Origin of the sequence: Alloalcanivorax profundimaris, from assembly GCF_015265435.1 — a bacterium.
Classification (GTDB): domain Bacteria; phylum Pseudomonadota; class Gammaproteobacteria; order Pseudomonadales; family Alcanivoracaceae; genus Alloalcanivorax; species Alloalcanivorax profundimaris.
On the sequence record NZ_JABJWH010000010.1, the window covers coordinates 184805 to 206371 of the forward strand.

Annotated in this window: 18 protein-coding genes; 9 read left to right on the forward strand and 9 right to left on the reverse strand. The window is 67.1% G+C overall.

Features of this window, described 5'->3' with window-relative positions; all coding sequences use genetic code 11:
* Positions 1–159: 159 nt before the first annotated feature.
* On the forward strand, positions 160–1140 hold the full coding sequence (locus tag HMJ39_RS07125) for a malate dehydrogenase (protein ID WP_161385803.1): 981 nt from the start codon (positions 160–162) through the stop codon (positions 1138–1140).
* Positions 1141–1286: 146 nt separating this feature from the next.
* Here the strand turns inward: HMJ39_RS07125 and HMJ39_RS07130 are convergent, their stop codons facing one another.
* From HMJ39_RS07130 to HMJ39_RS07165, 8 genes are all read right to left on the reverse strand, one after another.
* Positions 1287–1853, reverse strand: a complete 567-nt coding sequence (locus tag HMJ39_RS07130; protein ID WP_194296760.1) for a DUF805 domain-containing protein — start codon at positions 1851–1853, stop codon at positions 1287–1289.
* A 40-nt stretch (positions 1854–1893) separates the two neighbouring features.
* Positions 1894–2271: a CBS domain-containing protein gene (locus HMJ39_RS07135; RefSeq protein ID WP_256244978.1), complete on the reverse strand. Its 378-nt coding sequence runs from the start codon at positions 2269–2271 to the stop codon at positions 1894–1896.
* 68 nt (positions 2272–2339) lie between these two features.
* The gene (gene mdoH / locus HMJ39_RS07140) at positions 2340–4430 is read right to left on the reverse strand and encodes a glucans biosynthesis glucosyltransferase MdoH (RefSeq protein WP_194296762.1); all 2091 of its coding nucleotides are present in this window, start codon (positions 4428–4430) and stop codon (positions 2340–2342) included.
* A gap of 8 nt (positions 4431–4438) precedes the next feature.
* Complete coding sequence (locus tag HMJ39_RS07145) at positions 4439–4693, reverse strand: hypothetical protein (RefSeq protein ID WP_161386164.1); 255 nt, start codon at positions 4691–4693, stop codon at positions 4439–4441.
* Positions 4693–6234 carry a glucan biosynthesis protein G gene (locus tag HMJ39_RS07150; RefSeq protein ID WP_194296763.1) on the reverse strand — a complete coding sequence of 514 codons (1542 nt, stop codon included), beginning with the start codon at positions 6232–6234 and terminating at the stop codon, positions 4693–4695. The genes HMJ39_RS07145 and HMJ39_RS07150 overlap by 1 nt, the downstream gene beginning before the upstream one ends.
* A 196-nt stretch (positions 6235–6430) precedes the next feature.
* A complete protein-coding gene (gene rraA / locus HMJ39_RS07155) occupies positions 6431–6913 on the reverse strand; it encodes a ribonuclease E activity regulator RraA (RefSeq protein ID WP_194296764.1) in 483 nt (160 codons plus the stop codon).
* A 43-nt stretch (positions 6914–6956) separates the two neighbouring features.
* Positions 6957–7652 (reverse strand): NAD(P)H-binding protein, encoded by a 696-nt coding sequence (locus HMJ39_RS07160; RefSeq protein WP_161386161.1) that lies wholly within the window; start codon positions 7650–7652, stop codon positions 6957–6959.
* Between the two features lie 15 nt (positions 7653–7667).
* The gene (locus tag HMJ39_RS07165; RefSeq protein ID WP_161386168.1) at positions 7668–9818 is read right to left on the reverse strand and encodes a response regulator; all 2151 of its coding nucleotides are present in this window, start codon (positions 9816–9818) and stop codon (positions 7668–7670) included.
* 321 nt (positions 9819–10139) lie between these two features.
* On the opposite strand from HMJ39_RS07165, the gene HMJ39_RS07170 reads away from it, so the two are divergent.
* The 7 genes from HMJ39_RS07170 to HMJ39_RS07200 all read left to right on the forward strand — a co-directional run bounded on the left by HMJ39_RS07170 (position 10140) and on the right by HMJ39_RS07200 (position 19691).
* Positions 10140–10535, forward strand: a complete 396-nt coding sequence (locus tag HMJ39_RS07170; protein ID WP_194296765.1) for a MerR family transcriptional regulator — start codon at positions 10140–10142, stop codon at positions 10533–10535.
* Positions 10528–11691 (forward strand): isovaleryl-CoA dehydrogenase, encoded by a 1164-nt coding sequence (locus HMJ39_RS07175; protein ID WP_194296766.1) that lies wholly within the window; start codon positions 10528–10530, stop codon positions 11689–11691. Before HMJ39_RS07170 ends, HMJ39_RS07175 begins: the two co-directional genes overlap by 8 nt.
* Before the next feature lie 205 nt (positions 11692–11896).
* Entirely contained in the window at positions 11897–13507 is a 1611-nt protein-coding gene (locus HMJ39_RS07180) for a carboxyl transferase domain-containing protein (protein ID WP_194296767.1), read from the forward strand.
* A gap of 22 nt (positions 13508–13529) precedes the next feature.
* Positions 13530–14309, forward strand: coding sequence for an enoyl-CoA hydratase-related protein (locus HMJ39_RS07185; protein ID WP_194296768.1), 780 nt, complete (start codon positions 13530–13532; stop codon positions 14307–14309).
* Positions 14310–14337: 28 nt separating this feature from the next.
* Entirely contained in the window at positions 14338–16290 is a 1953-nt protein-coding gene (locus HMJ39_RS07190) for an acetyl/propionyl/methylcrotonyl-CoA carboxylase subunit alpha (protein WP_194296769.1), read from the forward strand.
* Complete coding sequence (locus HMJ39_RS07195; RefSeq protein WP_194296770.1) at positions 16287–18239, forward strand: acetoacetate--CoA ligase; 1953 nt, start codon at positions 16287–16289, stop codon at positions 18237–18239. The genes HMJ39_RS07190 and HMJ39_RS07195 overlap by 4 nt, the downstream gene beginning before the upstream one ends.
* Before the next feature lie 189 nt (positions 18240–18428).
* Positions 18429–19691 (forward strand): hypothetical protein, encoded by a 1263-nt coding sequence (locus HMJ39_RS07200; protein ID WP_194296771.1) that lies wholly within the window; start codon positions 18429–18431, stop codon positions 19689–19691.
* Here HMJ39_RS07200 and HMJ39_RS07205 read toward each other — a convergent pair.
* Complete coding sequence (locus HMJ39_RS07205) at positions 19688–20188, reverse strand: MarR family winged helix-turn-helix transcriptional regulator (protein WP_161385341.1); 501 nt, start codon at positions 20186–20188, stop codon at positions 19688–19690. The two genes, HMJ39_RS07200 and HMJ39_RS07205, sit on opposite strands and share 4 nt — an antisense overlap.
* Positions 20189–20408: 220 nt before the next feature.
* Here HMJ39_RS07205 and HMJ39_RS07210 point away from each other — a divergent pair, with 220 nt between their 5' ends.
* Positions 20409–21557, forward strand: coding sequence for an amine dehydrogenase large subunit (locus HMJ39_RS07210; RefSeq protein WP_194296772.1), 1149 nt, complete (start codon positions 20409–20411; stop codon positions 21555–21557).
* Positions 21558–21567 lie beyond the last annotated feature (10 nt).

Sequence of the window (21567 nt, forward strand, 5' to 3'; positions counted from 1 at the left end):
CAACGATCCGTGCGCTCGCCGGGCGGCTACTCTATAATGCGCCGCGTCCAGGGAACCTGGGAATGACTCCCCGGCGGTCGGCGGCCGCCACGGCGCCACCGCCGGGGAGTGATTCAGAGGCTCCTCAGCTTCTCCCGACGACTCCAAGGAGATTTTTTCATGAAAGCACCTGTACGCGTTGCTGTCACCGGCGCCGCTGGTCAAATCAGCTACTCCCTGCTGTTCCGGATCGCCTCCGGCGACATGCTCGGCAAGGACCAGCCGGTCATCCTGCAGCTGCTCGAAATCACCCCCGCCCTGGAAGCGCTGAAAGGCGTCGCCATGGAACTGGAAGACTGCGCCTTCCCGCTGGTTGCCGGCATCGTGCAGACCGACGACGCCAAGGTGGCCTTCAAGGACGCCGATTACGCCCTGCTCGTCGGCGCCCGTCCGCGCGGCCCGGGCATGGAGCGCAAGGACCTTCTGGAAGCCAACGCGGCGATCTTCTCCGCCCAGGGCCAGGCCATCAACGAAACCGCCAGCCGCGACATCAAGGTGCTGGTGGTGGGCAACCCGGCCAACACCAACGCCCTGATCGCCCAGCGCAACGCGCCGGACATCGATCCGCGCCAGTTCACCGCCATGACCCGCCTGGACCACAACCGCGCCATGGCGCAGCTGGGCGAAAAGCTGGGCAAGACCGTCAACGACATCAAGAAGATGACCATCTGGGGCAACCACTCCTCCACCCAGTACCCGGATCTGCACCACTGCGAAGTGGACGGCAAGAACGCCGCCGAGCAGGTCGATCAGCAGTGGTACGCGGACGAGTACATCCCCACCGTGCAGCAGCGCGGCGCGGCCATCATCAAGGCCCGCGGTGCGTCCTCCGCCGCCTCCGCGGCGAACGCCGCCATCGACCACATGCGCTCCTGGGCGCTGGGCACCGATGAAGGCGACTGGGTGTCCATGGGCATCTACAGCGACGGTTCCTACGGCATTCAGGAAGGCCTAATCTACTCCTTCCCGTGCGTGTGCAAGAACGGCGACTGGGAAATCGTTCAGGGCCTGGAAGTGAACGACTTCTCCCGCGAGCGCATGACCGCCACCGAGACCGAGCTGGCCGAGGAACGGGACGCGGTGAAACACCTGCTGCCCTGACCTTGCCCGCCGTCTCCTGGCGGCGATCGGCGCAAAAAAAGGCTCCCCGAGGGGAGCCTTTTTGATTCATCGCGGCTGAAGCCGCTCCTACCGCGAACGGTACGCGGTAGGAGCGGCTTCAGCCGCGATCACCGGCCGGGTAATGCTCAGTAGCCGTCCATCTGGTACATGCCCGGGCTGTTCATGCCCTGGCTCATGGAGCCGACCATGGCGCCCATGCCCACGAAGCCACCGACGAACAGCAGCAGAAGAACCACCAGGGCGACGATCACGCCGTTGCCGTTAGGCGCCGGTTTCGGGCCGTACTTGTTGGCCACCTTTGAGCCGGGCACGAACAGCAGCATGATGGCGATCACGAAGTTGGCGATGGGCACGAACATGAGCAGGATCATCCAGCCGCTCATGTTCAGGTCATTAAGCCTGCGAATGCCGTAGATAATGCTCATCACCGTGGTGAAAATGCCCACCGGCGCCATCACCAGCAACATCATGGCAATGAACAGCCCGCCCGGGCCGCTGCCCGGCGAGGCGCTGCCGAACCCCACCGCCATCACCAGCCCCATGGCGAAGTAGGTGATCATGGTGAGCGCCATCACGTAAACGAAATAGCGCGCCCGGCCAAGCCGGCCGGAGGTCTGGAACAACTTGGGTTGGTAGGTTTCCTCGGAGCCAGCCCCCAGGCTGGCCTCCGGTGCTTGGTAAGGTTGATTCATCGGGTTGATCCCCTGTTGGTCATTGAACATCGTGCCTGCGTCATGGCGACGTCGCCCTCGCCGGCGTCACCTGGCGCAGCACATCCCCGCGGCTTAGCAGTCCCACCAGCCGCGGCCCCTGGACCACCGGCAGGGTTCGCCGGTGGTAACGCAAGAACAGTTCCGCCGCTTCCTGCACGGTGGCCGCCACCGGCACGCCATGCACTTCGCGACTCATATAATCCCCCACCCGGCCGCTGCCGGTACCGTGGTAATCCGCGTCCAGCGCCGCCTTGAGCGCGTCCGCTTCGGAGAACATGCCGATCAACGCGCCACCGTCATCCACCACCGGCGCGCCGGAAAGGTTGCGCGCCAGCAAGGCCCGGGCGGCATCGCTCACCGTCGAGGAAGGAGAAAGCGTGAAGGGATCCGGTTTCATGCAATCCCTGACCGGATTGGCTCTCAGCATGGCTTCGTCCCTTGAAGCGTCATCGAAGGGACAGAAGCCTACCCATAATCCCGGCTTTTCACCACCCCGACCCGCTCGCCCCAATAGCTGTCACGGGGCGCGGTCCAGGCCGCCCGGTGCAAACGGCCGAGAGCGTCCGCGTCCCTGGCCAGGGCATTCAACTGGCGCCGGTTAAGGCCCTCCGGGCCGTCGCTCATGCAACGTTGAAGCCATTGCTCATGGGCCTCCCGGTCCACCGGCCGGCGGCGCCGGGCCAGGGCCCGGTGCACCCGGTTGAGCCGGGGGTCCAGCACCGCCGCCTCGAAGGCCGTGAGCCGCGCCGCGTTGAGCGGCCGGGGCGCGGCGATGGCATCCACCTGGGGCGAGAGCCTTTGCTCCTCCGGCGTCAGCAACAACCGCCGCCGACGCAGGCCCTCGCCAATGGCCACCCGACTGAGCAGCACCGAGGTGGGCGCCGCCAGAATCAGCGGCAGCGCCACCGGCAGCGACCAGAAAAAGAACATCGGATCCAGCCACAGCGCCAGACCCGACCAGGCGATGGCCAGCAAGGTGCCCGGCGCCTGGCTCATGAATGCCTGACGCCAGCCGGTTTCGTCGGTGCGGTTCTGGCCGCCCCAGTGCAGACGCACGTTGAACAGTGCCTCCAGCACGTAGCGGCTGTGAGTGAGCATGCGGATCGGCGCCAGCAACATGGACACCAGCAGCTCCAGGCATACCGACAGGAACAGCCGCCCGGCGCCACCATGCTGGCGGCGGCGGCCGGTAAGCAGCACATCCAGCACCGCCAGGAACTTGGGCACGAACAGCAGGAACAGGGTGCTCAGCACCAACCCCACGGCCCAGTGCGGATGCCACTCCGGCCACACCGGGAACATGCTGGTACGTTGCTCGGGAAAATAATCGATGGGCCACAACGTCAGCCGCGTCGCCTCGATGCTGGTCAGAATCAGGAAGGCCAGCCAGATCGGCGACGACAGGTAGGACAGGATGCCGTTGAGAAACGCCATGCGGTGGGCGAAGCGCAGCTTGGGGGCGAAGAAGAACAGCCAGGCGTGCTGCAGGTTGCCCTTGGCCCAGCGCCGGTCCCGGGTCAATTCGTCCACCAGGGTGGGCGGCGATTCCTCGTAGCTTTCGTCCAGCTCCGGCTCCATCCACACCTCGTAGCCGGCGCGCCCCATGTAGGCGGCCTCGACGAAATCGTGGCTCATGATCGGCCCCTTGAACAGGCCGAACCCGGCCAGCCGGCGCAGCCCGCAATGGCGCATGAACAGGTCGGTGCGAATAATGGCGTTGTGGCCCCAGTAGGCCGCCTCGCCGAGCTGGATGCCGGCCAGGCCGGCGGTGAACAGCGGCCCGTACACCCGGTTGGCGAACTGCTGGAAGCGGGCGAAGGCGGAATGAGCGTTGATCAGCGACGGGCTGGTTTGCAGGATCCCCACCCGGGGGGCCAGTTCCATGTGCCGCACCATCCGCGTGAGGGTGTTGCCGCCCATGACGCTGTCCGCGTCGAGCACCACCATGTAGGCGTAGTCCCGCCCCCAGCGGCGCAGAAAATCCGCCACGTTGCCGCTTTTGAAGTTCAGGTTCACCGGCCGGTGGCGGTAGAACAACCGACCGTGCAGATCCTGCTCGTCGCACAGCCGGTACCAGGCGCTGCGCTCGGCGAGCCACTGCTCGGCATCGCGGCTGTCGGAAAGAATGTAGAAATCGAAGTGGTCCAGCTCGCCGGTGGCGCGCAGATCCTCGATGGTGGCGCGCAGCCCGGCCAGGGTGCGATCCACCGGTTCGTTGTAGACCGGCATCACCACGGCGGTGCGCGCCAACGGCGTGGCCGCCAGGGTGGCGGCATCGTAATGGCGCACCAGGGAATACGGATCACCGCCCCGGCGGCGCAACCAGAAGCCCAGCACGGCGGTCCAGAAACCCACCGAGATCCAGGCGAACAGCACCGCGAACAGGAACAGAATGCCCTTCTCCAGCAGGTTGCCGCCGTGGTACGGCAGCACCGATTGCATGCCGTAGAGGCCACCCAGGGTCTGGACCAGCACCAGCAGAATCAACAACCCTCGGCGGGTCGCCGCCACGGCTTTCCAGCGTGGTACGGTGGGCGCGTCGGCGGGGTCGGTCATGGCCAGGCTCATCGCCCCACGCCGTAACCGATGGCGCCGCGATGGACCGGCGGCGCGCCCATCGGTTCCAGCGGCTCGGGCACCGGGAAACGCTCCGGCAGCGCCGTCATCACCCGCTCGACCAGGCCGTCCTCACCCTGCTCCAGCATTTCATCCACCAGCCGCAGAGCGCGCCGGGTCAGTGCCGGGTCGGCATCCAGGCCGGCCAGGCGCAGGTAGGCCAGCGCCCGGCCCAGGGCATCCTCGACCAGATTGTCGCTCATCAGGATTCCCCTCCCAGGATGTCGTTGTTGGCGGGGATCTCGTAGGACCAGGTTTCACTCACCGCCTGGTCGCCGTTCTTGAGGAAGGCGCGCAGGGACAGCGGCCGCTCCGGCGCCGGCTTGGCCAGAATCGAGATCCGCCAGCGGTTCACCGGCGACAGGTACTCCACGAAATGCTCGATCACCTCGCCGTTGCCCTCGGCGGTCACCGAACTGGTCACCGGCGCGTCGCCGGGCAGTTCCTGGAGCGGGCCGCCGGCGAAATCCACCACCACCCGGTAGGCACCTTCCACGTTGCCGCCGCCGGCCCGATTGCCGTCGCCGACGAAGGTCTTCACGGCGGCGGCCCGGTCGCTGCCGCTGGTCGCCGGCCCGCCGAACTTGAGACGGTAATCGTAGGCCAGGGCCTGGCCCTGGCGCGCCGGCTCCGAGGGCGTCCAGAACGCCACCACGTTGTCGTTGTTCTCGTTGTTCGACGGCAGTTGCACCAAGGACACCCGGCCCTTGCCCCACTCGCCCTTAGGCGCCACCCAGGCGCTCGGACGCTGGTGGTAGTGGGCGGCGAAATCCTGGAAGTCGTCGAAGCGGGTCTGGCGCTGCATCAGCCCGAAGCCGGCGATCTGTCCGGCGCTGAAGTAATCGATCTTCAGGTTCTTGGGGTTGAGCAACGGCCGCCACAGCCATTCGCCACTGGCGGCGTCGTGGGTGAGCAGGCCGTCGGAGTCGTGTACCCGGGGGCGCCACTCGCCCACCGGGCGGGCGGTGTTGCCGCCGTAGAAGAACATGGAAGTCAGCGGCGCGATGCCCAGCTTCTCGATGTCGTTGCGGATAAACAGCCGGGATTTCACGTCCATCACCGCCGCGTCGCCGACGCGCACGTCGAACTGATAGGCGCCGGTGAGGCTGCGGCCGTCCAGCAAGGCGTAAATGGTCATGGTTTCCGCCTTGGCGGTGGGCCGCACCAGCCAGAACTCGGTGAACGACGGGAACTGCTCCCCGGACGGCAGGCCGGTGTCCACGGCGATGCCCCGGGCGGACAGACCGAAATGGTTGTCCGGCCCGATGGCGCGGAAATAACTGGCGCCGGCGAACACCAGAAACGGATCGCGGCTTTTTTCGCCGTGCAGCGGATAGGTGAGCTTGAAACCGGCGTAGCCCAGATCGGCGGGCACCCGGCGCGCCAGCTCCTCGCTGGTGTAGTTGAAATCGGTTTTATCGTAGGGCACGTCGTGGACGCCCTCCGCGTCCACCTGGTGCAGCTTCACCGCGTGCTTGAAGTAGAGCCCCGGCGACACCAGCCGCACCTGGAAGCGCGAGCCGCTCTCGTGCCAAAGGGTGCGTTCCGGCTTGAAGCGGATGCCCTGGTATTGCTCGTGGTTGAGTTCCTGCAGGAAGGGCGGGATCGGCGCCGGCGCCTGGTAGGCCTCGCCGGCCCGCTCCTTGGCCCGGTCGATGACGTCCTGAAAACCGAACCCCTGGGCCGCCAGCGGCCAGCAGACCAACGCCAGAATCAGCGCCGGCCAGCAACGAAAACGCTCCATGTACTACCACCCCTTGAGCAGAGCAACGCAAAATCGGCGCGCCACCGCGGCGCCACCGTGCAAGGATGTTCCGTTACATCCTATACGGTGGACAACCGACTGGCTCTCGTCAGCACCGGGTGAACTATAAATTTTCGCAAAACGTGGGCGGGAAACCGCCCGCCGGAGGGGCCGGCGGGCCTTACTCGGGAGGGCGTTACAGAAGGGCTTTCGGGGCCACGATGACGCCGTTGTTGTCGGCGTAGACGTACTCGCCCGGGCGGAAGGTGACACCGCCGAAGGTGATGTCGATATTGAGCTGGCCTTCGTCGCGGCGCACGGATTTGACCGGCACGCAGCCCAGCGTCATGACGCCGATATCGAGTTTGGCCAGTTCGTCCACGTCCCGGCAGGCGCCATGGATGATCACCCCTTCCCAGCCGTTGTTGACCGCGTTCTCGGCGATCATGTCGCCGATCAGGGCGTTGCGCAGGCTGCCGCCGCCGTCCACCACCAGCACCTTGCCCTTGCCGTCGGTGCCGAGGTGTTCCTTGACCCGGGAATTGTCCTCGAAGCATTTCACGGTGACGATCTCGCCACCGAAGGCACTCCGGCCGCCGTAGCCGAACCAGTTCAGGCCGGTGACCACGGATACGATATCGGCATTGTCGTCGCACAGATCACAGGTGACGAAACTCATTGTCTCTCCATTGTTTCCATTGTCCGGGGTGAACTCCCCGCGCTCAGGACGCCGAGCGCAGGCATTTGTCGCGGAACTTGCCGGCGTAGACGATGAAATCCCGGAACCGTACCCGGTAGGTGCCGGTGTCCGGGCCCATCAACGCCATGCCGATCAGTGCCTCGGCGACCCGCTCGCCGCTTACCGGCAACCAGTGGGCGTCGGTCCAGCGGGTGATCGGGTCGATGATCTTGGAAAAGCGGATGCCGAACGCCTCCACCGGGCGCGGCGTTTCCCGCTCGCCGAGCAGCAGGGACGGCTGGAACAGAGCCAGCAGCGGCAGCTTGAGGTCCTTGAGCTCGCGCTCCAGCTGTCCCTTGGTGCGTGCGTAGAAGAACGGCGAATGGGCGTTGGCGTTGACCGCCGACACCAGCAGGAAACGCTGCACGCCGGCGTCCCGGGCCAGCCGGCCCACGGTGATCACCAGATCCAGGTCCACGCGCCGGAAGGCGTCCTTGGAACCGGCTTGCTTGAGCGTGGTGCCGATGGCGCAGAACACGTCGTCCACGGCGAAGAAGTCCGCCTGCGTCTCGATGTCCGCCGGGTCGATGACCCTTTCCACCAGCTTGGGGTGCTCCACCCCGGTGGCGCGCCGGGTGAGAACCCGGATCTCGTCGTACTCGTCGCATTCCAGCAGCAGTCGCAGGCAGTGTCCGCCCACCAATCCAGTGGCGCCCAGCAGCAAGGCCCGTCGGCTCATGGCGTCATCCTCTTGTTATTCGCTGTCCTGTTCCCCTCCGGCGTCGTCCTCGTCCTTCGAAAGCCAACGCCGCAGAACGGTTTCCAGTTCTTGAAGATGCACGGGTTTGGCGAGAAAGTCATCCATGCCGGCGGCCAGGCAACGCGCCTGCACCCCTTCGGCGGTGTTGGCGGTGATCGCGATCACCGGCGTGCGCGCGCGTTCCTCGGCCTGCTCGCGCTCACGCAGCACCCGGGTGGCGTCGAAACCGTCCAGGTCCGGCATCATGCAGTCCATCAGGATCAGGTCGAAGGTTTCCTGCTCCAGCAGCGCCAGGGCGGTTTCCGCGTTGTTCACCGTTTTCACCTGGTAGCCGAGCTTGCCGAGCATGCCCCGGGTAACCAGCTGGTTGACCTCGTTGTCCTCCACCAGCAGCAGCCGGAACAGCTTGCGGCGCTGACGCTCCTCCGGGGTTTCCGTGGGCAGATCCTGCACCGGCGCCTGGCGGCGAATGCCGAGCACCCGGCCCAGGGCGATGCGCAGGCCGGAGCGATGCACCGGCCGCACCAGGGTGACCAGGCCGTGCTTGTCCACCAGCCGCTGCACGGTGGGCTGGCCGCGCTCCTCGATGGTGCACATCAGCATCAGCTTCACCGGCCGCAGGCTGGGGTCCTCCAGCACGTTGCGGCACAGGTTCAGGGCCAGCTCGCGGCGGTCGTGGGTGTCCACCAGCAGCAGATCGAACTCCGCCTGCTCGCGGTGGCCGGCGCGCAGCGCCTGCAGGGCGTGGTCGTAATCCCGGGCGCCCTGGCATTGGCTGCCCAGGGCCTCGAACTCCTCCTGAAGCGCGGCCAGGGAACCGCTGCCGGCGCCCACCACCAGGCCCTGCACCTGGCCCATGGCGGCGGACAATTTGGTGGATTCGCTCATGTCCGACTGCATGCCCAGACGCACCGTGAACCAGAAGGTGGAGCCCTCCGCCTCCACGCTCTCGGCGCCGATGTGGCCGCCCATGGCCTCGATCAGGCCCTTGCAGACCAGCAGCCCGAAACCGGCGTGGCGCACCGCGAAGGCGTCCTGGGCTCCGTCCAGGAACTGGTCCTCGAACAGATGCTTGAGGGTTTCCGCGTCCATGCCGGCGCCCTGATCACTGACCCGCACCCGCAGCACGCCGTCGTTCTCGCCCTCGGCGGTGAAATCCACGTCCACGCGAATCTCGCCCCGCTCGCTGAACTTCACCGCGTTGCTGAGCAGATTGGTGAGCACCTGCATGAGACGGTCGCGGTCGCCGCGCACCCGCTTGGGCAGCATGCGGTCCACCACCGCCGACAATTCCAGGCCCTTGCTCTGGGCCATGGGGCCAAACGCCTCCAGGATCTGCTCCAGGGCCACGCGCAGGTCGAAATAATCCGGGCTCAGGGTGATGCGGCCGGTGAGAATGCGGGAATAGTCGAGCACGTCGTCGATCAGGGTGATCATCAGCTTGCCGCTCTGCCCCGCCACCTGCAGGTATTCCTGCTGCTCGTCGTCCAGGCGGGTGTCCTCCAGCAGCGACATCATGCCCATCACCGAATTCATCGGCGTGCGCAACTCATGGGCCAGCCGGTACACTAGGCTGAGCTGGATATCGGTGCTCGCCGGCAACTCCCGGCGCCGCTCCACGCTGCCGCGCCGCTCCCGGGTGACGGCGTGCCAGAACAGCTCGTACTGGCCGCGATACAGTCGGAACAGGTAGAAGGTGTAGGCCGCCACCAGCATCGCCAGCAGCCACTCACGCAGGCCGCCGCCCAGCACCAGGGCGGCGATCACCGGCAGGAACATGAGCACGATGTAGACCTGCCGCACCCGCAGCCCGGCCATCCAGGAACTGCCCAGGGCCGTGGTCACGCCCACGTTGTAGAGAATCACCACGAAGAAGTTGAAACCGGTGCCCACCCGCCACACCAGCCAGGCGGGCAGCAGGCCCCATACCAGGGCATGCAGAATCAGGCCGAGCGCGAACAGCCGCCGCCAGCGCGCCGGCCCGGCGCCGTACAGGGCGTCGAAGCGCGCCACCAGCCACAGGCGGAAGGCGGTCACCACCACCACCGCGCCACCGGCGATCAGCGCCTCCAGCTGGAACGCCTCGTAGACCCGGCCCCAGGCGATCACCAGCGCATAAACCACAAGGGCCGCCAACACCCCCATCAGGGAATTCTTGGCGGCCCCGAAATCCACTCTTTTGAGGACCTTGCGATCTTTTCTGTAAATCACCGTCCCACACCCTCGGAACCAGCGGGCGCTAAAGGTAACACCCCCCAACCGCCCAGGCTACCGTATCGCGCCGGCGACCGAGCCGGACCGACCGCCGTGCCAACCCCAATCGCGGCCAAAGCCGCTCCTACCGCTCCATCCCCTCAAGGGGAAGGTTACCTTCCGAGCAGGCAAGGGCGGGTGCCTTCTGGAGAACCATACTTTCTGGAAAAGCATGCTTTACGTTAACGTAAACTTCCCCTAGTCTCCGACCCCATGGATACTCAAAAAACCTACACCATCGGCGAACTGGCCCGTGACTTCGACGTCACCACGCGCACCATCCGTTTCTACGAGGATCAGGGCCTGCTGAGCCCCCGGCGGCGCGGCCAGACCCGCATCTATTCACCGGCGGACCGCACCACCCTGAAACTGATCCTGCGCGGCAAGCGGCTGGGCTTTTCCCTGGCGGAATCCCGGGAGCTGATCTTCATGTACCGCCCGGCCCGCGACAATCGCGAGCAGCTCGAAGCCCTGATCGGCAAGATCACGGAGAAACGCGCCCAGCTCGAACAACAACTCACCGACATCCGGATCCTGCAAGGGGAACTGGACGACGCCGAGGCCCGTGCCCGGCAAGCAATGGAGAACCTGGAGAACGACCATGTTTAACGGCGGCCTGGACTTTCAACTGGACGACACCCTGGAGGCCCTGCGCGACAGCGCCCGCGCCTTCGCCCGCAACGAGATCGCACCGCTCGCCGAGCAGGTGGACCGCGACAACCAGTTTCCCAATCAGCTGTGGAAAAAGCTCGGCGATCTGGGCGTGCTCGGCATCACCGTGGGCGAGGAATACGGCGGCGCCGGCCTGGGCTACCTGGCCCACACCCTGGTGATGGAGGAAATTTCCCGGGCCTCCGCCTCCGTGGGGCTGTCCTACGGCGCTCACTCGAATCTCTGCGTGAACCAGATCTGGCTCAACGGCAACGACGACCAGCGCGCCCGCTACCTGCCCAAGCTGGTCAGCGGCGAGCACATCGGCGCTCTCGCCATGAGCGAACCCGGCGCCGGCTCCGATGTCGTGAGCATGCGCCTGCGCGCCGACAAGAAAGGCGACCGCTACGTGCTCAACGGCAACAAGATGTGGATCACCAACGGCCCGGACGCCAACACCTACGTGATCTACGCCAAGACCGACGCGGACGCCGGCCCGCGCGGCATCACCGCCTTCCTGGTGGAGCGCGACTTCCCCGGCTTCTCCCAGGCCCAGAAGCTGGACAAGCTGGGCATGCGCGGCTCCAACACCTGCGAGCTGGTGTTCGAGGACTGCGAGGTGCCGGAAGAGAACGTGCTGGGCCGGGTCGGCGAAGGCGTCAAGGTGCTGATGAGCGGCCTGGACTACGAGCGCACCGTCCTGTCCGGCGGCTGCACCGGCATCATGCAGGCCTGTCTGGACGTGGTGCTGCCCTACGTGCACGAGCGCAAGCAGTTCGGCAAGGCGATCGGCGAATTCCAGCTGATGCAGGGCAAAATCGCCGACATGTACGTGACCCTCAACGCCAGCCGCGGCTACCTCTACCAGGTGGCACGCAACTGCGACGCCGGCCGCACCACCCGCATGGACGCCGCCGGCGCCATCCTCTACTGCGCCGAGAACGCCACCCAGATGGCCTTGGAAGCAATCCAGTGCCTGGGCGGCAACGGCTACATCAATGAGTACCCCACCGGCCGCCTGCTGCGCGACGCCAAGCTCTATGAAATCGGCGCCGGGACCAGCGAGATCCGCCGTATGTTGATCGGCCGCGAGTTGTTCAACGAGACCGCCTGAAAACCATCGCGACTGAAGCGGAATGCCGCCCAGTCGCTCCTACAGGACCCGCCGTAGGAGCGGCTTCAGCCGCGAACCAATCGACCACGCCGTAGGAGCGACTGGGCGGCATTCCGCTTCAGTCGCGAACCGATCGACCATGCCGTAGGAGCGACTGGGCGGCATTCCGCTTCAGTCGCGATTTAGCCGCGAAGAGACCGCCCAAATGCCAAAAATCATCAGCCAACTCAACAAGAGCGCGCCGGAGTACGGCGAATACCGGGACCACAACCTGGCGCTGCGCGAGGAACTCCGGGAAAAACTGGACCGGGTCGCCGCCGGCGGCGGCGAGGCCGCGGAAAAACGCCTGCGCGAGCGCGGCAAGCTGCCGGTGCGCGAACGCATTCAGCACCTGCTGGACCCGGGCTCGCCGTTCCTGGAACTGTCGGCGCTGGCCGCCGACGGCGTCTACCCGGGCGAGGACGTGCCCGCCGCCGGCTGCGTGGGCGGCATCGGCCGGGTGGCCGGCGTGGAGTGCATGATCGTCGCCAACGACCCCACCGTGAAAGGCGGCAGCTACTACCCGCTCACCGTGAAAAAACACCTGCGCTGCCAGGCGGTGGCCGCGGAAAACAATCTGCCCTGCCTCTATCTGGTGGATTCCGGCGGCGCCAACCTGCCCCGCCAGGACGAGGTGTTCCCGGACCGGGAGCACTTCGGCCGCATCTTCTTCAACATGGCGAACATGTCGGCCCGGGGCATCCCGCAGATCAGCGTGGTACTCGGCTCCTGCACCGCCGGCGGCGCCTACGTACCGGCCATGGCCGACGAGGTGATCATGGTGCGCGAGCACTCCACCGTGTTCCTGGCCGGCCCGCCCCTGGTGAAAGCCGCCACCGGCGAGGAAGTCACCGCCGAGGAACTGGGCGGCGCCGCCCTGCACGGCGAACAGTCCGGGGTGGCCGATCATCTGGCCGACGACGAGCCCCACGCCCTGGATCTCGCCCGGCGCTGCATCGACCGGCTCAACTGGCGCAAACCGGAGCAGCTGGACGTGCGCCCGGCTCGCCCGCCAGCCTATGACGGCGACGAGCTGTACGGCCTGATTCCGCCCACCACCCGCTCGCCGATGCCGGCCCGGGAGCTGATCGCGCGCATCGTCGATGACTCCGACCTGGACGAATTCAAAACCAACTACGGCACCACCCTGGTCACCGGCTTCGCCCGCATCCACGGTTTTCCGGTGGGCATTCTCGCCAACGACGGCGTGCTCTATTCCGAGTCGTCATTGAAAGGCGCCCACTTCGTGGAGCTGTGCAATCAGCGCGGCATCCCGCTGCTGTTCCTGCAGAACATCACCGGTTTCATGGTGGGCAAGAAGTACGAGGCGGAAGGCATCGCCAAACACGGCGCCAAACTGGTCAACGCGGTGGCCTGCGCCCGGGTGCCCAAGTTCACGGTGATCACCGGCGGCAGCTTTGGCGCCGGCAACTACGGCATGTGCGGGCGCGCCTACGACCCGCGTTTCCTGTTCATGTGGCCGAACGCGCGCATCTCGGTGATGGGCGGCGAGCAGGCCGCCAGCGTGCTCACCCAGGTGAAGGCCGCCGCCCTGAAAAAGAAAGGCGAGCACTGGGACGAGGGCGAGGCGCGTCGCTTCCAGGCTGACATGACCGAGCAGTACGAAACCATGGCCCGGCCCTGGTACGCCAGCGCCCGGCTGTGGGACGACGGCGTCATCGATCCGGCGGATACCCGCGACGTGCTCGGCCTGGCGATTTCCGCCAGCCTCAATGCCCCCATCGAGGAAACCCGCTACGGCATTTTCCGCATGTAACGGCCCGGCCAAGGAGCCAACCATGAGCATAACAACCACCAACCAGGGCCCGGTGACCCGCATCACCCTGAACAATCCGGACAAGCGCAACGCCTTCGACAACACCATCATCGAAGCACTGATCGACGCCTTCGAGCAGGCCGGCGCCGACGCCGACACCCGGGTGATCGTGCTGGACGCCGCCGGCAAGCATTTCTCCGCCGGCGCCGACCTCAACTGGATGCGCGCCATGGGCGAGCTCGACGCGGACCAGAACCGCGCCGACGCGCGCCGCCTGGCGGCGCTGATGAGCACCATCGACGGCGCCGCCAAGCCGGTCATCGCCCGGGTCCAGGGGGCCGCGTTCGGTGGCGCCCTGGGCCTGATCTGCGCCGCCGACATCGCGCTGGCCGCGGACGACGCCCGCTTCTGCCTCAGCGAGGTGAAGCTGGGCATCCTGCCGGCGGTGATCGCCCCCTATGTGGTGCGCGCCATGGGCGCCCGTCAGGCGCGCCGCTACTTCATGACCGCCGAGGTGATCGACGCGCCCCGCGCCGGGCAACTGGGGCTGGTCCATGAAGTGGTGCCCGCCGTGGACCTGGACACCACCGTGGAGCGGCTGGTCGCGGCCCTGCTGGCCGGCGCCCCCGGTGCCCAGCGCCGTGCCCGGGAACTGGTGCACCGCGCCGACGACAGCGCCGTGGAGCAGGCCGTGGTGGACTACACCGCCGACCTGATCGCCGAGCTGCGCACCGGCGCCGAGGGTCAGGAGGGCCTGAGCGCCTTCCTGGAAAAACGACCGGCGGCCTGGCGCCACGAATAAGCCAACGCCCACACCGAAAGGAACAACAATGGCCCGCATCGACACCCTGCTGATCGCCAACCGGGGCGAAATCGCCCGGCGTATCATCCGCACCGGCCGTGAGCTCGGCCTCACCACCGTGGCGGTGTATTCGGACATCGACGCCGACGCCCCCCACGTCCGCGAAGCGGACCGCGCCGTGCGCCTGGGCCCGGCCAGCGCCCGGGACAGCTACCTGAACATCGAAGCGGTGCTGGCCGCCGCCCGGGACAGCGGCGCCGACGCCATCCACCCGGGCTACGGCTTCCTGTCGGAGAACGCCGGCTTCGCCGAGGCCTGCGCCGAGGCGGGCCTGATCTTCGTCGGCCCGTCCCCGGACTCGATTCGCCTGATGGGCGATAAGGCCGCCGCCCGCCAGCGCATGGCGGAAAACGGCGTGCCGGTGCTGCCCGGTTTCGACCAGGAAGGCGCCGACGACGCCACCCTGGTGGCCGAGGCGGACCGGGTCGGCTTCCCGCTGCTGATCAAGGCGGTGGCCGGCGGCGGCGGCAAGGGCATGCGCGCGGTGCAAGGCCCCGGGGATTTCCAGGAGGCCCTGGCCGCCGCCCGCCGGGAGGCCCGCAATGCGTTCAGCGACGACCGGGTGCTGCTGGAACGCTATCTGCCCACCGCCCGCCACGTGGAGGTGCAGGTGTTCGCCGACGCGCACGGCAACGCCGTGCATCTGTTCGAGCGGGATTGCTCGGTGCAGCGCCGCCACCAGAAGATCATCGAGGAAGCGCCGGCGCCGGGCCTCACGGAACAGCAACGCCAGGATCTGGGCCAGGCCGCCGTGCGCGCCGCCCGCGCCATCGATTACCGGGGCGCCGGCACCGTGGAGTTCCTGTTTTCGCCGGAGGGTGAATTTTTCTTCATGGAGATGAACACCCGCCTGCAGGTGGAGCATCCGGTCACCGAACTGATCACCGGCGAGGACCTGGTGGCCTGGCAGCTGACGGTGGCGGAGGGCCGCGCGCTGCCCAAGGCCCAGGAAGCCCTGCGCCTGAACGGGGCCGCCATGGAGGTGCGCCTCTATGCGGAGAACCCCTACCAGCAGTTCCTGCCCTCCTCCGGGCGCATCGACCAGCTGCGCTGGCCGGACGGCGCGCGCGTGGACGCCGGCGTGGAGGAAGGCGATATTGTTTCTGATTATTACGACCCGATGATCGCCAAGCTGATCACCCACGGCGACGACCGGGACCAGGCCCGCCGCCGTCTGGCCCGGGCTCTCGACCACCTGGCGCTTACCGGGGTGCATCACAACGCCGCCTTCCTGCGCCGGGTCCTGCTGGACGATGCGTTCGCCGCCGGCGACCTGGACACCCGCCTGCTGGAGCACCGCCCGCACCTGCTGGAACCCGCTGGCGCCGATCCCGCCGCCCTGGCGGTGGCCGCCGCCGCCCTGGTGGCCGGGCACGCCGAAGCCGGCGGCGATCCCTGGCGGGGCCTGCCCGCCTGGCGTCCGCTCGGCCGCCGGCGTACCCTGGTGCCGCTGCGCGTGGACGAACACGACTTCACCGTGGTCCTCGATAACGAACAGGCGACCGTATCCGATCGGCGCGCGCCCTACCGACTGCGCCGGCACGGCGACCTGTTCGAACTGGACTGGGGTGAAGACGGGCTTTCCGGCCAGGCCCTCTTTTTTGATTTTGATGGTCGGCGCCTGACGTTGTTCGTCCACGGACAGGACTATCGCATCGAAACGCATCCGGCTCGGGAGAGCGAGCACGCCGGCGGCGCGGACGATTTCCGCGCGCCCATGAGCGGCACCATCGTGGCCTGCCATGCGGCGCCGGATACGCCCGTGGCCGCCGGCGATGCCGTGATTACACTGGAAGCCATGAAAATGGAACACACCCTGCGCGCCAGTGCCCCCGGCACCGTGCGGGCCTTCCTCGTGCAAGCCGGAGACAGCGTTTCTGAAGGCACCTTGTTGGTGGACTTTGAAACGGAGGAAGAATGACAACAGCCACATCCCCGCTTTGGCGGCCCGATTCCCAGCGCCTGGAACACAGCCAGCTCACCGCGTTCCGCCACCGGGCGGAAGCCCTGGCCGGCGCTGAACTGGGCGATTACCGGGCCCTGCACCGGTGGTCCGTGAGCGAGCCGGAAAGCTTCTGGAACCTGGTCTGGGATTTCTGTGAGCTGCAAGGGCACAAGGGCGAACGGGTCCTGGAACCGAGCCCCGTATTCCGTCACAACCGCTGGTTCCCGGATGCCCGGCTGAACATGGCGGAAAACCTGCTGGCGCGCCGCGACACCCACCCGGCGCTGATCAGCGTGGACGAAGCCGGCCGCCGCGACGAGATCAACTACAATGATCTGCGCGTGGCCGCCGGCCAGGTGGCCGCCCAGCTGCTCGCCGCCGGCGTGGAACCCGGCGACCGGGTGGCCGGCTTCATGCCCAACCGCATCGAAACCGTGATCGCCGCCCTGGGCTGCGCCTGGATCGGCGCCATCTGGTCGTCCTGCTCGCCGGACTTCGGCGTCCAGGGCGTGCTCGACCGTTTCGGCCAGATCGAGCCCAAGGTGCTGTTCGCCTGTGACGGCTATCAGTACAACGGCAAATGGATCGAGCTGGACGAGCGCATCCAGGATCTGCACGACAAACTGCGGCCCGAGTTGCTGGTGGCGATCCCCGGTCGCGGCGACACCACCCGGGTGCGTCAGGCGCTCAACTGGGGCGACTGGCTGGCCGCCGCCGAGCCGCCGCCGCCGTTCGCCGAGCTGCCTTTCAACCATCCGCTCTACATTCTCTATTCCTCCGGCACCACCGGCGCGCCCAAGTGCATCGTGCACGGCACCGGCGGCGCCCTGATCCAGCACGCCAAGGAGCACCGCCTGCACGGCGACCTGGGCGCCGACGACGTGCTGTTCTACTTCACCACCTGCGGCTGGATGATGTGGAACTGGCTGGTGAGCGGGCTGCAGACCGGCGCCACCCTGGTGCTCTATGACGGCAACCCGGCCTACCCGGACGCGTCCCGCCTGTTCGACCTGATCGACGCGGAGAAGATCACCCACTTCGGCACCAGCGCCAAGTTCGTGCAGGCGGTGGAGAAAGCCGGCCTGGTGCCCAAGGACAGCCACGACCTGTCCACCCTGCGCACCCTGATGTCCACCGGCTCGCCGCTGCTCCACGAAAGCTACGACTTCCTCTACCAGCAGGTGAAACCGGACCTACTGGTGAGCTCCATCTCCGGCGGCACCGACATCCTCTCCTGCTTCGCCCTGGGCAGCCCGGTGGTGCCGGTTTACCGGGGCGAGCTGCAATGCCTGGGCCTGGGGCTGGACGTGGCGGTGTTCAACGACGACGGTGACGCGGTGGTCGGCGAGAAAGGCGAACTGGTATGCCGGGCGCCCTTCCCCGCCTGCCCGGTGGCGTTCTGGAACGACCCGGATGAACAGCGTTTCCACGATGCCTACTTCGACACCTTCGAGAACATCTGGGCCCACGGCGACTACGCCGAGATCGTCGCCCACGAAGGCCACGACGGGCTGATCATCCACGGCCGGTCCGACGCCGTGCTCAACCCCGGTGGCGTGCGCATCGGCACCGCCGAGATCTACCGTCAGGTGGAAACCCTGGAGGAAATCCGCGAAGCCATCGTCATCGGCCAGCAGTTCCAGGGCGACGTGCGGGTGGTGCTGTTCGTGGTGCCCGCCGAGGGCGTTGAGCTCAGCGACGAGCTGCAGAAAAAAATCCGGACCACCATCCGCGCCGGCGCCAGCCCCCGCCACGTGCCGGCGGTGATTCTCACGGTGCCGGAGATTCCGCGCACGGTGAGCGGCAAGATCGTGGAGCTGGCGGTGCGCGACGTGGTGCATGGTCGGGAGGTGCGCAACCGCAACGCCCTGGCCAACCCGGATGCCCTGCAACACTTCGCCGACCGCCCGGAACTGGCGGACTGACGTTGAGCTCGACCCCGGCTAAAGCCGCTCCTACGGGGACATTTTTCGCCGTAGGAGCGGCTTTAGCCGCGATTACCACCCCATGACCCGAACGCCCGCCCAACGGGGCCGGGCGGCCTCGACTTCCCGGCGCCTCACGCCGAGCCTGATCAGTGATTAATCAATCCGTCGAGTCAGGCAAGGAGGCCCATGCTAACTCGCGTACGTTCCCGACATCTGATCGCCGCCGCGCTGGCGCTGCTGCTGGTGCCGGCCGCCGGCGGCGCCCGGGTGGTGGCACTGGAAGGCGGCGCCCTGGAGGGCCTGGCCGGCCGCGAGCGGGCGGCGGTGGACGTGGCCGTGTACCGTGACGGCACCTTCCAGGCCGTGCCCCATCAGTGGCTGGCCTGGAGCAACGGCCAGGCTCCCTACTTCGAGCGGGACCCGGATAGCGAGCGGGACTCGCCGGTGACGCGCATCGCCGCCGCCGACCGTCTGCTGGTGGATGTGCCGGAAGACGGCGGCGATTCACCCTCCGACGAACCACCGGGCCTGCTCGGCACCCTGATCGTCGGCGACGGCGACGACGCGCGCACCCTTTACCTGCTGGCACGGCCGGCCTCTCCCCATCCGGCGCCGAAACGCTTGCGCCAGGACCCACTGCGCCTGCGCACCGATGACTTCGAACTGCGCTTCCGCGACGACAACCTGTTTCAATGGGGCGACTTCTTCCATAACGGTTACACCGACGCCGACGGCACGCCCCGCAATCTGCTGGACAGCCTCAAGCTGCGGCTGAGCGCCGGTGTGTTCAGCGCCGGCGCCCGGCTCACCCTGACCAACGAAAACCTGGACCCGGAGATCCGCCAGGTGATCGACGGCCCCCTGGCGACGCTGGTGTACGCCCGCACCCGGGTGCGGGTGGCCGGCCTGCCGGTGCTCAAGGTGCACAATTTCCTGGTGATCCGGGACCGGGGCGTGGCGGTGCATGCCCGTTTCCGGCTGCCCGGTTTCGCCGCCGCCGTGCTGCGTGAACCCGGCGCCCGGGTCACCGTGGACGGCCACGACCTCACCGGAGCGCGGCTGCGCACCAGCTGGACCGGGGCACGGCAAGCGCGGGTGGATGGCCGCCTGGACGCCGATGAGCGAGCCATGGTGGATAGCCCGGTGCCCACCCGCAATTGGCTATGGTTCGACACCGGCAAGGGATTCGCCATGCTGGCGCGGCTGAATTTCGCCGCCGGCTTCGGCACCGGGGCACGCTTTCTCTACCAGGACGACCCGACCCTGGACGACGGGCCGGAACGCTTCCCGGGCCAGATGCCCAACGTGGGCTTCGCCCTGGACCGCATCCCCTTCGGCGAATCCTTCTATTTCATGGCGGAGCTGGATTTTTCCGAGGGCGGCCCCGGGGCCCTGGCCGAGGCCCGCCGGGCGCGGCCGGCGGTGCGCTGGCGACCGGCAACGGATTAATCCTTGCCGCTTTCCGCCGCCACCAGGTGGTCGAGGCGTTCCTCCAGCTTGTTCAACGCCGCCAACAGAGCCTCGTGCTCTCCTTCCGACAGGGTCGCCGCCAGCTCCGCCTCCCAACGCCGGGTGGCGGGAATCAACTCGGCGAGCAGCGCGCGGGCATCGTCGGTAAGCCGCAGCCACTGCTGGCGCTGATCCTCCGTGGATGGTTGCCGGTGGATCAGGTTCCGGCTTTCCAGGGCGCGCACCGAGCGCGACACCCGTACCTTGTCCATCTGCGTCAGTCCGGTGAGCTGCTTGGCGGTGAGCACCGGCCGCTCGTTGAGCCACACCAGAATGCGCCACTCGGGGATGGAAATACCGAACCGCCGGCGGTAGATCACCGCCAGGGCCTGGCTGATCCGCCCACCCAGGTTGTTGAGCCGATACGGCAGAAAGCGGGTCAGGTCCAGTTCCGTGCTCGGGCTGGAAGCGTCCGGGTTCCGGTCTGTGCGGGACATCGAGTGTGTTTCTCCTGGCTGCCGGGCGCGGCGGCGCCCGGCCCCTAGTGTAACGAGGGAGCCGGGGCCATGGCACGTTTCTGGCATTTCCGTGGCCGGCGGCACGGTGGGCCGGCACCGGGTTGGCAAGAATTAACAAACCTCTGGCACGCAACAGCATGCGCGGCCGCCGGTACTGGCACACACTCGATGAATAACCACACCTACAAGCGGAGCAGCTATGCGACTACCAAGACCCCTGTGCAAGGGCCTGCTGTTGGCCGCGGCCTGCGTGGCCGCCGCCGGCACCCAGGCGCAATTGCCGGTGGAGAAGCTGGGCCAGAACACCACCCTGCCCTTCCCGCCGGACCCGCACCGCAGCTACATCGTCGACTTCGAGTTCAACAACATGGTCGCCACCCGGGTGGTGGTGGTCGATCCGGACCAGCGCAAGGTTCTGGGCATGCTCAGTACCGGCGGCGCGGCGCCGGCGGTGTTGTCCCACGACCAGAAGACGGTGTACACGGCGGACATCTTCTTCGAGCGTTACGTGCGCGGTAAACGCACCGACGTGATCACCGCCTGGGACACCTCGTCCCTGTCGCCACGCTGGGAGGTGGAAATCCCCAGCAAACGGGCCTCCACCCTCACCGAGCGCTACGGGCTGAGCACCAGCGCCGACGACCGCTTCGTATATATCTACAACTTCACCCCTTCCACCTCGATCACCGTGGTGGACAGCAAAAAGCAGGAGGTGGTCAACGAACTGGCGATCCCCGGCTGCATCCTCAACTACCCGGCCGGCGAGCGCCGCTTCGCCTCCCTGTGCGGCGACGGCAAGCTGCAGGTGATCACCCTGGACGACAACGGCCAGGAGGTGAACCGCACCGCCACCCGCTTCTTCGACCCGGACGAGGAAAAGCTGATCGAACGGGCGGTGGGCAACGGCGACACCTATTACTTCGTGACCACCGAGGGCCATGTACGGGGCGTCGATCTGTCAGGCAAGAAACCCAAGGTACTGCCGGACTGGTGGCTGACCACCAAGCAGGAACGCCAGGAAGGCTGGGCCCCGGGCGGCTGGCAGCTGATGGCGGTGGCGCCGGAACTGAACCGGCTCTACGTGCTGATGCACCCGGACCACGCACCGCACAAATGGGAAGATCCGAGCCAGACCATCTGGGTCTATGACCTCAAGACCCGCAAGAAGGTGGACACCATGGAAACGCCCAGCCTGGTGTGGAGCCTGAACGCCACCTCCGACGACAAGCCCCTGCTGCTGGGCACCAACATCGAAGGCGGCCTGGACATCTTCGACCTCACCAAGGGTGAGTACGTGGACACCATGGACGGCGTCAGCAAGACCCCGACCCTGGTCATCAACCATTAACCAGGAGGGC